Annotated in this window: 10 protein-coding genes; all 10 read right to left on the bottom strand. The window is 41.0% G+C overall.

What is annotated here, in order from left to right; translation table 11 throughout:
• Positions 1–73 precede the first annotated feature (73 nt).
• A complete protein-coding gene (omp85, locus tag CH361_RS16335) occupies positions 74–1,495 on the bottom strand; it encodes an Omp85 family outer membrane protein (protein WP_100791890.1) in 1,422 nt (473 codons plus the stop codon).
• Between the two features lie 5 nt (positions 1,496–1,500).
• Positions 1,501–2,934, bottom strand: coding sequence for a pyruvate kinase (gene pyk / locus CH361_RS16330; protein WP_100791889.1), 1,434 nt, complete (start codon positions 2,932–2,934; stop codon positions 1,501–1,503).
• Positions 2,935–2,937: 3 nt separating this feature from the next.
• On the bottom strand, positions 2,938–4,938 hold the full coding sequence (locus tag CH361_RS16325; RefSeq protein ID WP_100791888.1) for a hypothetical protein: 2,001 nt from the start codon (positions 4,936–4,938) through the stop codon (positions 2,938–2,940).
• Between the two features lie 16 nt (positions 4,939–4,954).
• Positions 4,955–6,004 (bottom strand): aspartate-semialdehyde dehydrogenase, encoded by a 1,050-nt coding sequence (gene asd, locus CH361_RS16320; RefSeq protein WP_100791887.1) that lies wholly within the window; start codon positions 6,002–6,004, stop codon positions 4,955–4,957.
• A 36-nt stretch (positions 6,005–6,040) separates the two neighbouring features.
• Positions 6,041–7,561: a hypothetical protein gene (locus CH361_RS16315; RefSeq protein ID WP_100791886.1), complete on the bottom strand. Its 1,521-nt coding sequence runs from the start codon at positions 7,559–7,561 to the stop codon at positions 6,041–6,043.
• An 8-nt stretch (positions 7,562–7,569) separates the two neighbouring features.
• On the bottom strand, positions 7,570–8,739 hold the full coding sequence (locus CH361_RS16310) for an MBOAT family O-acyltransferase (protein ID WP_279627942.1): 1,170 nt from the start codon (positions 8,737–8,739) through the stop codon (positions 7,570–7,572).
• A gap of 334 nt (positions 8,740–9,073) precedes the next feature.
• On the bottom strand, positions 9,074–9,289 hold the full coding sequence (locus CH361_RS16305) for a hypothetical protein (protein WP_083901925.1): 216 nt from the start codon (positions 9,287–9,289) through the stop codon (positions 9,074–9,076).
• An 865-nt stretch (positions 9,290–10,154) separates the two neighbouring features.
• A complete protein-coding gene (locus CH361_RS16300; protein WP_100791884.1) occupies positions 10,155–10,580 on the bottom strand; it encodes a phosphatidylinositol phospholipase in 426 nt (141 codons plus the stop codon).
• A gap of 529 nt (positions 10,581–11,109) precedes the next feature.
• Positions 11,110–12,108, bottom strand: coding sequence for a hypothetical protein (locus CH361_RS16290; RefSeq protein ID WP_100791882.1), 999 nt, complete (start codon positions 12,106–12,108; stop codon positions 11,110–11,112).
• Positions 12,109–12,110: 2 nt separating this feature from the next.
• Entirely contained in the window at positions 12,111–13,427 is a 1,317-nt protein-coding gene (locus CH361_RS16285; protein WP_100791881.1) for a helix-turn-helix domain-containing protein, read from the bottom strand.
• Positions 13,428–13,510: the final 83 nt, after the last annotated feature.

Below are 13,510 nucleotides of genomic sequence, written 5' to 3'. Positions count from 1 at the left end.
GCCATTATATTAAACAGGAATATTCAATCCTTAAACTATTAGATTTTTTCCTTTTAAATTTACTAAATATCCCCTAAAACGTATGACCAATGTCCAAATAAAACAATTGGTCTTCTCTGGAGTAAGCATAGTCGAGTAGAATCACAGTTGCTTGGTCCCAAATCAGACGTAATCCAATCCCACGCGCATGTTTATAATTCAAAGTGTTCACATCTCGAAGTTTATCCCAAACACGACCTACATCATAAAAGGGAACAATACTCAATTGAAAGAACTGATCCCAAAAGGAAAAACTTCCTACCCGGTAACGTAATTCAATATTATAAAACCCAATGACTGGTCCAAAAAAACGTTCTTGCCTATATCCTCTCAGTGTATTCTGTCCTCCAAGAGCACCAAACGGACCATCGATGGAAAAAAGATATCGGTATTCAAAAAACGGAACCTCACCCTCAATTTTTGTGAGTGCGACCCGCTGTGCGATCACAAACTCTTCAAAAAGTTTTGGGAAGGGTTGATAAAAGTTTTTTGCTTGGGCGAAATGCCTTATATAATTAAAATCAGAACCGATAGTTCTTTCTGATTTGTTGATATTGTATTCAATGAGCCAACCACGATCTGGATCTGGTTCATAATCTCTTGTATCATAAGCAATCCCCGCACGAACATAATTTAGGTTCCCACCATGGATTCCGATGATCTTTCCTGCATTGGCATCTTCTGTAATTTTAGAACTGCCTTCGATTGCCGGGACTCGCACTCCTGTCAAAGGCTCTCTACCCTCTGTCGAAGTTCCGTCATACCGCCTCACTGCATTTTTCGAGAACTCGACTCCCGCCCAAACTCTGAAAACTTGGAAAATGGTTTTATCTGCAGCAAATTGCCCATAAGTAGTTTCAAATTGGTAGTCATGGTAATGTTGGTTCGAACTAAACTCTTTCCCTGGCCCACGATTCCGTGTATAAGAGTTGGCATTTTCAAAATCTGAATAGGTGGCATTTCTAGTGATACGACTGCCATCTACATTTCTATCTTTGAAATAAAGTGGCTCTAAACTCTCCGTTCCCACACCAAAATACTGATTATAAAAACTAGCATCGTGACCCACGTAAGCTCTAAGTCTATACGCGGTATCAGCAAAATAAGGAGCATCCCATGCTAAATAATTATTTTGAGTTCCGCGATTGGTTCGGTAAACTCCCACATTGAATAAATGTTCGTACGGAGTGTATTTAAAAGAAGAGTCTGCTTTCGTTCCATTATAAAAAATGTTGGTAAGCACTCCAAGACCAGATCCATTGACGGCATCGTTCCCAAACAAAGGAAGGCCGGTAGCATACCAACCTTCTTTTTTAGTGGCTAGTTCCTTTTCATCTAATTTTTTAAATTCACCGAGCCATTCTGGTACATCCGATTTTCTCTCTTGAGCAACCAGGGAAACTGATGGCCATGTTGATACAATTACCAACAAAGAAATCAGATTCCGAAAGAACATTAGAGTTACTTTACTTCACGAACTTGGATGGTTTCGACTCGTTCTTCACCAGCAATGATATCAGAAAGGATGACTACCTTTTCCCCCATCTGCAAATATCCATTATTTACTAGAGTTTGGATGGCGAGTTTGATTGTTTTTTCTGGATCCGAAGAAAAATCAACCCGGTAAGGGATCACTCCTCTTGTCAGCCAAAGTTTCCGCCTAACAGACGTCATATTTGTAAATGCATGAACAATTGGATATTTCGGATGGAACGATGCCAGATTATTGGCAGTGATTCCCCGCCGAGTGATGGCAATGATGGCATGTGCTTGCATAGAATCTGCTAAATTTGCAGCAGAACGAGCCATCTCTTCTTTTTGGTCTTTTGGTTTTCTTTGTGCCGCAAGACCTAAGTTAATCGATAACTCCATACGACGTGCAATTTTATCCAACATCTCCACACAACGCACAGGATATTTTCCCATCGCCGTTTCACCGGACAACATAATGGCATCTGCCTCTTCATACACAGCATTGGCTACGTCAGTTACTTCTGCTCTTGTAGGGGATGGGTTTTGGATCATAGATTCCAATAAGTGGGTAGCGACAATGACACGTTTCCCTTCTTCTTGGCAACGTTTGATGATTCGTCTTTGGACAATGGGAAGTTCTTCGATTTCGATTTCCACTCCCAAATCCCCACGAGCCACCATAATCCCATCAGATTCACGAATGATGGCATCTAAATTCTTTAAACCTTCTTGGTCTTCAATCTTGGCAATGATCTGTGCATGATGGTTCTTTTCATCAATGATGCCTCGAAGTTGTTTTACATCTTCTTGGGACCGAACAAAAGACAAAGCTACAAAATCAATATCCTCTTCTAATCCAAAAAGTATGTCTTTTAGGTCTTTCGGAGTGATCGAAGGTAAGTTGACCCGAATTCCAGGTAAATTGATATGTTTTCTAGATCCGAGTTTCCCGCCGTCTAATACGGTACAGACGAGCTCGTTTTCACGAATCTCTTGTACAGCTAAATTAATCAGCCCGTTGTCAACGGTAACTTTATCACCTACTTTTAAATCTTTTACGATATCACGATAGTTTACAAAAACACTCTGAGCTTCTGCTTCCATTCCTGGAATGATATGAAAAGTGAATGTTTCTCCCACTTTTAAGTGAAGATCATTTTGGACATCCCCAGTTCGAATTTCTGGTCCTTGTGTATCCAAAAGGATAGAAATAGGATGTTTATGTAATTCATCTTTATTGAGTGATTTGATGATACGAATGATCTTTCTATGAAACTCATGGTCCCCATGACTCATGTTGATCCTTGCGATGTTCATTCCAGCAAAAGCCAAACTTCGGATCATTTCTTTGGAAGCAGTCGCAGGACCGATGGTGCAAACGATTTTTGTTTTTCTAGCTCTTAATTGTTCTATAGCAGGCATAATTTAAGGTTTTAACCGAGGTAAGATTCTATTCAGAAAGTCTAATTGCGATTCAGCAATGTCGAATTTCTCTTGGTTTGGAAATTTTTCGCTTCTTTGGCGGTCACTCTCAGCTGACACTTTATCTAAAAGTTTTTTGCCATGTCGTTTTAGATAACCTGTAGAGACAAGAATCGGCCATGGAAATTTTTCCCTTTGGTTTCGGATCGGAAAACTATAGATTTCTTTTCCTCCGAATTTTTTTAGGAAAAAAATCAAATTCTCTTCAGTGAACTTTCCATTTAATTTGGAAAGAACATACTCACGGTCTGGATATACTCCAAACTCCCAAGCTTCATCTAAAATACGGATAATGGACTCAATGGATTCTTTCCATTTTTTCTCTTCTTCTGGGCTACCTTGTTTGACTGGTTCGGAGTCTTCTTCCCCACCATTAAATCCAGCAGTTGAGGATGTTGCCTGTTGTGATTGCTTGGATTTTTTATCAGCATCCTTTTCTGCTTCCTCTCGTTCTTTGAGACGTGCCTTAACCAAACGATCTCTCTCTTGAGAGATTTTTTTAGCTTTTTGACTCGCCAAATCCTTGTTTAACTGTTGCTGCAAACGAGCCTTAATCGGAGGGATTTCAAATTTATGGACAGTCATACTACCCATAATCATTCGCCAAATTCTAGTAAAAAACGGCAGGAACTGGAAAAGACTTTGTGCTTCGATTTCTTCCAACAACCGTTTAGGACTCTCATCATTCATATGAAGGGTCACGTTCATTTGATTCAAAACACGAATCTCTAAATCAGAATGTTTGATTTGAAAAGTTCGTTTTGCAGATTCAATCGCCTGCGGGATACAAGATTTATGAAGGATAAATTCATTATAAATTTTGTTATCCGCATACTCTGTATATAAAAGTTCAGGTTGCGATAAAAGGGAGGCACGAAACTCATCCGTTAAAGGTTCCCCACTGACACGAAGTAAATTGACTTCCACAATGCGGCCGGCCTCAGCAAGAAAGGCCATAAGATCATCGATTTGTTGTTTGCGTTTTTGTTTTTCTTCTCTTTCTTTATCTTTTTCGATAATCTCATTTAAAACCAAACACTCTTCGATGAGCGTCTTTTGATCCCCGTAAGAATCATTCATATATCCTTTAATTTCAGTTAGAAGATTACGAGGAGAACTCCAAGAATCCTCCGTGACCTCTCCCATAACTCCTAAATTTTTTAGAGCAGGATAAATCGTATTTTTTGTATAATCAATATAACCGTCATAACGATCTGCAATTTCGTTTGGTTTATTATACAGGAAAACACTTTTGTTGGCAGGTCTTGATGCAGAATCATTCCGAAAGAAAAACAAAATTTTATCATCCACCAATTGTTTCAAAATTGGTTTTAAGTGAATGATGATGGTTGCATCCTTTTGCACCTTGGTTTTGTCATAAGGACATTGGAATAAATTCCCAATTTCAGTGGACGCGTAAGTATCAAATAGCCTGTTGGAATCCACCGCGGCTTTGATGACTTTACGCATTTTTTCTTTACCAACATACTTTCTTTTTTCACCAAACCATCCCTTGATGGCCGCAGTAGAAAGTTCGTTTAAACCCAATGCATAACGGAATGCCGTTCCCCCATCAGAGGTAGTGGGTCTTGCAAAAACAGTATTGTGTTTGATAAATGTCTTTGGATTTTCTGGATCACCAGGTTCGTTCGGATGAAACTCTAAGACATTCATCTTTCTGATGATGGCTGGATTTTGTTTATAACTAAGATCGATCACATAATTTTCTGTACGATCACGATCAATGGAACTATCACGTTCAATTTGTTCTACATTGGGAAGGACTTTGTTCTGTAAAAACTTATCTGTCCATTCGAAAATCACAAGTAGTACTTTATAGATCCCTTTGTAGGAAAAGTCCCCCCGTGAATCCATAGCCTGTACCTTTTGAAGGCAGGCTGTGTAATCCATTACTTTTAATTCAGGGAGGTTGGGATCTAACATTTACCGAGTAAGTTCCTTAGTTAAAAAATCCTTTTTTGTACAATAACTCTGCATTCAAAATGGCAGCACCGGCCGCACCTCGAATCGTGTTATGCGAAAGTACTACCCATTTCCAATCCAAAATTGGATCTTCCCGTAGCCTTCCAACAACGGTAGTCATTCCTCTCCCTGTCTCTAAATCAAGACGTGGTTGAGGCCTATCATTTTCTTCGCGGTAGAGAATAGCCGGGTTTGGTGCACACGGCAATCCCAATTTCTGCGGTTCTCCTTGAAAATCGGCCCAAACCTTAAGAATGTCTTCTTTTTTTGGTTTTTTATCGAAAGAAACAGAAACACAAACCGTATGCCCGTCAAAAACGGGAACTCGATTGCAATGTGCAGAAATTTTGAAGTCTGCCGATTGGATGACTCCATCTTTCACAGTTCCCAAACATTTTTGTGGTTCGATTTCTGCTTTGTCTTCTTCCCCACCAATATAAGGAACCACATTCCCAAGAATGTCCATAGTGGGAACTCCAGGGTATCCTGCTCCCGAAATGGCCTGCATAGAAAATAACATCACAGACTTAAGTCCAAACGCATCCATGAGAGGTTTGAGTGAAATCGTCACACCCATAATTGTACAGTTGGAGTTGGTAATGATTTTTCCTTTCGTCTTTTGGAATTGCAAAACATCCAAATGATTTGCATTCACTTCCGCAGAGAGGATAGGAACATTCGGATCCATTCTATGGTTCTTCGAATTGGAAAGAACCATCACTCCCGCTTCTGCATAAGCAGTTTCTACTTCTCCAGCAATGGAGGCATCAAGACCACTAAACACGAGTTGCACGCCCTTCGTGACTTCTGGATTTGGTAACGTAATGATAATATCTTTCGCGTATGCAGGGATATCGGATGAAATCTTCCAACGAGATTTCATAACCTCACCATAAGTTTGGCCGGCACTTTTTTCTGAAGCTGCCAAATGAGTCACCGTGAAATAAGGGTGATTCTCCAAAAGTTGAATGAATCTTTGACCGACGGAACCTGTTGCTCCCAGGACTCCAACTTTGATTTTTTCCATAAAATTCCTTATCTAATGTAAGGATTGAAAAACATCCTATTTCGGAAAGAGATTTCCAATTCTTTTGGCATAAATCGGATTCATTTGTTCCATTCCCACATATGTGAAGTGGTGGAAGTCAGAAAAACCCTGCATGGGTAAAGTTCGGTGGATGTCCCAATAATGTACAGACCCGCCTGCCAAAGACTCCAGATAGGCCAAATGATCCTGATACCATTTCGAACCTTCATACCAATCTAGTGAGATGGGATTTTCAGGATTATTGATGAGTAAAAAACGAACATTTCTTTCACGGAAGTGATCTGCGATTTTTTTAAGATACCGAAAGTGAAAATAAGGCCGAAAGCTTTCCTCTCGGATCCTTTCTTTTGCCAATTTTAGGGCAACAAGATATCCGATGCCCGGCCTCTTTTCCAAGCCATCGAGCAATCGGTATTGAAAATACTTTCGGTATTCCTCGTCTTTCATTCCTATGTAGCGAAAGTCTTCAGTCCTAGGTTCCCTTTCGTATTGGATTTCAGACTTAGCTTCTTCTAGTCCAAAAGTTTGCTCCAAACGAACACCCATAGGGTCATAATGATAATCTAAATACGCACCTGTCGCCTGGTTGGCAAACCACACTCGCTCTAAGTTTACAGTGACTAACTTTTTAGAATCAAAGAAATTAGAATCTAAATACAGACGAACCCAACCTTCTTTTTCTAGTAAAATTTCTTGGTTGTGGGTTCCGTTCGAAATTTGCATCCGACAGGGTTTCCCTGCCAAAAGAAAGGAGGTAACCTCGACCCAAAAACCTTTGTTTTTGATTTTTTCTGTGGGATAAAAACTAAACTTTTGACCCGTCCAACCAAGGCCGTTGATTCCTTCTGGAATGAGAGCCCCGGCGTATGCATGATAGCTAGTATTTCGACCAAACCTATGTTGGATCAAATTCTGCAAATTTTGCTGATAGATATCTTTGTATCGATAAAAAGAAAACCCCGAAGAAAGAACATATTTAGACCAGGTTTCCCAGTCCATAGAAGACCCAACCTCGAGTAGGGTTTCCCAAGGGAATACCCATAAAGACTGCGGAGCTTCTCCAAAAGTAAGTGCATCTTTGACAACAACAGATTCATCGACAGAATCATTTCTACCCTCAGGAAAGATAACGTACGTTCGGTGAAGACGATAATCTATAAAATTAACCGGATAAACCACCAAATCCGGCTCCAACGGATCTAACCAACCCAGGAGTAGATACACATATAGCGGACTATTCCCTGCGTATGCTAAATAAAAAACATCTACATCCAAATCAAAATCTATGAGCAAAGATTCTTTTAATTTCCTTGCATCGATCGAATAGTAAGCAACAGAACTTCCTACGATGATGATTCTCTTTTTTGTTTTAGGAAGTTTTCGAATTCTCTCATATTCATATAAAAAATTAAAAAAATGGTTCGTGTTCCAAGGAGACTCGTTTGGTAACAAAAACTGAAGTTTTTTAAAAAAGAAAAAATCAATCGCAAATAAGGAAAAAAGGAAGAACGATACGAACAATAACCTTTGTTTCATACTACCCCCTAAAAAACAAAATACACAAAAGGTTTGCTATCGGCCGAAAACAAAACAATCAAAATAAGGAAAACCGAAGCAAAAATAGAAAAAACCAGCGTTTTCCCTAAGGAAATTTGCCATTTTTGAAAAGCACCTAACAATTGCTTATTGTCATCAAAATAATACTTACCCAAAATATGCCCGATAAAAATAAAAAAAACGCAGTAAAGAAAACTCATTTCTAGGGTGTACGGGAGAGAAAAACCCTCTTTTTTTGTGAAAAGACCCTGTAGGTAGCACAGAGAACTCCCGAAATCTGAACTTCGAAAGAAAATCCAAAGCAAACTTACCAAAAGAAAAGTTCCTAAAATTCGAATCGGTCGCATCCAACCAGAACTCCATAACTGCCAGCGACCAGAACCCCATCTTTCAAAAATCAATAACAACCCATGGCAACTCCCCCAAATGACAAAATTCCAAGAAGCGCCATGCCATAAGCCACCAATGGCCATCACGAGAAATAAATTCCGATATGTAAAAAGTTCTCCGATCCGATTTCCACCAAGAGAGATATAAAGATATTTTTTAAGCCACCCAGAAAGAGAAATATGCCAACGAGTCCAAAATTCGGAAAACCCAGCAGATAGATAAGGCATCTTAAAATTTTCCGGCAAGCGGAACCCGAAGAGAAGTGCCGCCCCCTGGGCAATATCTGTGTAACCCGAAAAATCACAATAAATCTGGAAGGAATAGGAAAACATTCCCACCCATAGGGCTTTGGAAGAAATCTCACTTATGTGAGAAAAAACAAAGTCAGAAGTCTCTGCCAAATGATCCGCGAGCACCATCTTTTTAAATAATCCGAGGAGGATGAGAAAAACCGCAAAAACAATTGGAATTCTGAGAAAGGGGAGAGGCCTACGAATCTGAGGTAAAAAGGATTTTGCCGTAACGATGGGACCGGCCACTAGTTGCGGGAAAAAAGAAAGAAAGAGAAGGTAGGAAAAAAAACTCTTTTCAGGAGCCAATTCTCTCCGGTAGACATCAACCAAATAAGAAATGGATTGGAAAGTGTAAAAAGAAATTCCTACAGGAAGGAGCCAATGGGTCCAGAATTCTGGATTGTTAGAGAGAGGAGTTCCTAAAATATATGCCCAATTTTCATCAATAAATTGCCCATATTTAAAAAAAATCAAAATTCCGAGACTATTAATGAGAGAAACCCCCAAAATAAGCCTGCGAAAAGGCAGGGATTTGGCAAAACCAAGAACCCGGGCCAAAGAAAAATCAACAAAACCCACCCAGAAGAGTAGGAGAAAGTAGAACGGGTGCCAAAAAGAGTAAAAAATAACACTAATAACAATCAAATAAATGACCAATATTAATCTATAATATGAATAATCAACATTATCTTTTAGCTTAAATTTATGTAAAAAGTATCGCAAGCAATACCATAGGGCTAAGGAAGCGAGAAGGAATACCGCAAAGACAGCAGAATTAAAAAGCATATTTCTGATTAATAATAATCAATTAGACATTATACTTGCACTTTACCCCACAATTAGGGCAGGTGCAAGTCACTTCAGCCTTTACCCTTCTTCCTTGGGCGCCTTCCACCTTCCCAACTGCTACAAAATCAAACACTATCCCTTCTGGGACGAAGTGCCCGGAGCCATATTTGGCCGTTCCTTCAATTAAATTAGAACATGCGTGGCATTTCACCCTGAGTCGTATCGTTTCAGCCATATAAAAAAGAACGGTCGGTTGAAAACAAAAGCCTGGCAACCACTATTCAAACTCCTGCCAATTTTACATACGCATGCATTTTCGATACACATGACATTTTGGCACGATTTTAATGTAGTTTGACCAGCTTTCCCCTTGGGACCCGATCCCCTCGAGGGTGAGGGTGGGCCTCGGATCTTGCAAAAAGTAAGATAAGTTCCACTAAATGCCCGGATCTGGGCTACTCCTTGCGGTACATCATTAATGAAAATCGCTGATTTCCTTGAAAATTCTTCCTGTGCTAACTACAGGCCGAAACATCGATTTTCCCCTTATTTTTAAACAAAAACCTTGGAGGACTGCAGATCAAGCAGATAGGTTCTCCTTGCTTGATCTGCCCAATTCCCGCCATCCAATGGCACACGAAAATTCCCAAGCTTCTATGCCCTTCCTGGAGCCCTGCGCAAAAATCAAATCCCTTTTCCTTTGGAGGAACTGCAGGTAGTGCCGAATCCCGGGCAAAGAGGACAATTGCCCATACCTAGACTGCCGAAAGAGGAACATGCCGGTAATTGGCTGCCCAAGCATGAACAGTGGGTGCCGTAACCCAAACAGCGAATCTTTCCCTAACAATGGTTTGGTGACCAGAATTGGCCATATAGAAGTCTCCCGAGCCATCTCCAATAAATGCCTAAATTTGATCAGTTTTTTTGACTTTTAGATGGTTCTAGCGGATTTAGCCTGCGATACGAATGAAAGACGCAGTAAATGCTTAAAAATGGGCAGTCTATGCTGATTTCTGCTTATGTCTCGCACAAGGAGAAAAGTATGATTTCCCCCTGTGCGCAGCACAGGAAGGTCTCAAAGCTAGGAAACTTTGTTGGTTTTAAGCCTTTTTCGTTGAAGATTTAGGGGAAGACTTCCCCTTCTTTACAGGAGTTGTGGATTTGGATGTTCCACTCTTTGATTTGGAGCTAGCTGACTTCTTTGCAGATGGTTTGGAGCCAGAAGCACGATCTGCGGAAGACCTGTCCTCTTCTCCAGCGAGAAGGTCGCTGGGAACACGGCCATTTCGTTTGACCATGTAGATGAAGTGTCGGACATACTGTGTGTATGGCTCAGGGATGGTTTTAGGATCGAAATTCTTTGGATCCTGGAGGAGCTGGTTGACAACGGCCAGAGGGAGGTCGTCCTTACTGGTCGCCATAAGAATTTCCAATCGTTTGCAGATCTCTGAGTCATTGACTTCAGTAGAGAGTTTTCGCATGGCGTTAAGAAATTTTTGGAAGGCAACTCGCTTCGGCTGAGACATATCCCCAGAAAACTAAAAAGTCCTGGGTTGGCAATCGATTTTACGCAGGAATACCCAAGGGCTCCCTCAAAAACAAAATCAATTTTGTTATCTCTCTCTTGGTCAGTCTCAGAGAAAAATTTAGATCTAGAGGAAGGAAATTTCTCAACTCCCGCCTTAACAAAAAGAATAGAGGACTGGGAATCCGAAAGATCAGAAGATTTGAGAAAACCTCCCGATTGAGTTTCCCCCACCGAGGATTCGTTCACGGCAAGTTCTGTTGCTTCCGAAACCACCACCTCAAAAACCAATCCGTCCTTAAGTTCAATGGGCGTGAGAAGTTCATCGTTTGGAATGATAACAGGGAGATCCGCTTCGTCTGCGAATAGGCCCGAAACAGGAAAAATAAAAAAAATCGAAACCAGGGCCAGAAGGGTCCCTTTTTGCAACTTTTGTGCCAGATTTTTTATTTTTCCAGAGAAAATCATAGGATTATCCTCAGTTTTCAACGAAATCAGGCAAAAATAAAGCTTTTTTTAGGCAATTTTGATTATTTTTTTAGGATCTGGGAGCGGACGCGAAGCTTCCATTCCCAGAGAACAATTTCATGTTCTAGGTCTTGTGCGGTCTCTTGTTCCTTTGCTAGGAGAGCATAGATCATATTTGAGATTTCTTTTGAAAATCCCGAGTCCAATTCTTTCTCAAAATCCTCTACACGGAATTCCAAAATTAAAACTGCTAATCGGAAAGCTTCGTTCATAGCAATGAGCTGATTTTTCACCACATCCAATTCTGGCTTTTTCAATTCGTTTTTGATCATCACATCCAAAAAGGTTCGGATGAACATTACATCATCGGAAGAGAGATGGAAATCGAGAAGAAGCTGTTTTACCTTATCAAGCTCCATGGCTCGGAGATGGATCCTTGCCAAGAAAACCGGGTTTTCGCTGTAGGTATTTAGGTTCTGGTTTTTGGCAACATCCGTGGCCCGAACCTTGTCATAATCGACGACTCCCTTATCCTTGGATTCGTCTGTTTTTGGAGACTGGGATTCAGCAGAAGTATTGATCCTTTTTTTGATCACAAGGATATTCATACTCGGGTATCTGATTTTGAAAGAAACCATATCGGACCGAGGGATTTCTTCATCCACGACCAAAAACTGAGCCTGCTCCCCTCTCTCCCAAGCTGCCATCAGCTCTTCTTTATTTTTATAATGATAGATGACTACAGGCAGAACGTCACTGAGACTCCCTGTTCCCAGATAGATGGTTTTGATTTCGTTAGAAAAACCATGTTGGTAAGGAATGACCAATTTCCCGGCTTTGACATTGACGAAAGATAACTCCCCCAAGTGGAAATGGGAAACGTCAAAATCATCCCCAAAAAACCCGACACGAGGGACATTGACAACGATGGAATTGTTCCTCGCACCCTTCGGCACCTCAGGTCCAGAATCAGTAAAAACAACGTAAGTCAGCTTGGAGAGTCGGACTTTGACAAGAAACCCTGCCGGGGTTTTCCGTTCCTCGTATACAGTATCATCCATTTTTACATTAAACCAAGCTGTTTCATTTTATATTGGAGAGATCCTCTCGAAATGCCCAAGGCCTTTGCCATCCGAATTTGGTTGCCCGAAAAGATCCGCATGGCCAGGAGAATCTTCTGCCTTTCTAAGGCCTCTGTTCCACGCCGCAAGTCTAAATCTTCGGCGTCGGGAATCTCTAAATCCATCTTGGATTTTCCTGGTTCTAAATCTGCTGGTTCGACCCGACTGGTTCGGCAGGTCAAAATCCCCGTAAGAATTGCATTCCGTAAATCGGCAAAATTTTCCGCATACGGCCGGGAAACCAATTCTTGCAAACTTTGATCCGCGAGCTGTAAGCCGGATCGGTTTTGTGAACCAGACAACTCTTCAAATATAACCTGAACTAAAGACTGCAATTTTACTTTCGAAAGAAACCTGAGCGATGGTAGTACCAACGAATTTTTTCGGAGAAATCTTTCAAACTCTGGTAATATTTCTTGGTTTGTTTCTTCGGATCCGAGTAAAAAAAGTGATCCAGAATATCCCGACTTGGACCACCAATCGGAGAGGATTTGCTGTTGCCCCAGATTCAAAGTTTGGATTCCCGCAAGAACCAAACTCCCCTGTTCTAACTCAGCCCCCCAAGCAGAGAGCGCTTTTTCCAATTTCCCAAAATGTTCAGGCAAAGACTCCACAACAAGGAAAGGAGCTCCAGGAAATTGGGACTGGTGGATCCACTTCGCCAGAGTTTTTTTGCCGGACCCTGGCGGGCCAAGAATCGTTAGAATTTTTTGCTTCACAAATTCTTGTTGGGCTAGATCTAAATTGGGAATTTCTTTACGATAAAGAGAATGAGAATTTTCATCCCTAGAGGCTTCCGGAACGTTCAAACCAGTTCTAGTTCTTCCCCATGCGTTTCCAATTTTTTCTGCAAAAAGTGAAAGAAAAATTCCTGCAGGAATGGTGAGACTTTCCTCCAATTCTACCAGAAGAAACCCAACCGCTCCCCGCCCGGAGGAGATCCGAATGGCGGCGGCATTTGTTTTTTTCCCAAATAATTCAAACTCTGCCCCCGTAAAAAACACAGGTTCTGGAGAGTGCATCAGCTCTTCCCAGTGCAAAGATCCGCGGTTTAAAAAAGAATAATAGAACCCATCTTCTCCATACCCGAAGCTAGCAGACTCATAAAAGGAATCTTCTCCCTCTGCTTTCAAAACTACCACGCCAGCAGAGAATCCTAACTCCGTACATAACCCTTCCCATAAAACAGGAAGGACAGAATCCATCCAATCCTTGCCATTTTTTTCAGAGGCAAGCAGGGAAATGGCTTGAGAAGGCATGCTATGAAACTGTTTAAATTTAATCACTTTGTCAAGTACGTACCTATTTGAATGTCGGATGTCCGACGCAAACAGAGGAGATA

Source organism: Leptospira brenneri (genome assembly GCF_002812125.1).
In the GTDB taxonomy this organism is placed as follows: domain Bacteria; phylum Spirochaetota; class Leptospiria; order Leptospirales; family Leptospiraceae; genus Leptospira_A; species Leptospira_A brenneri.
Note: the sequence above shows the minus strand (reverse complement) of the source record. Positions and strands in the feature narration are given on the sequence as shown.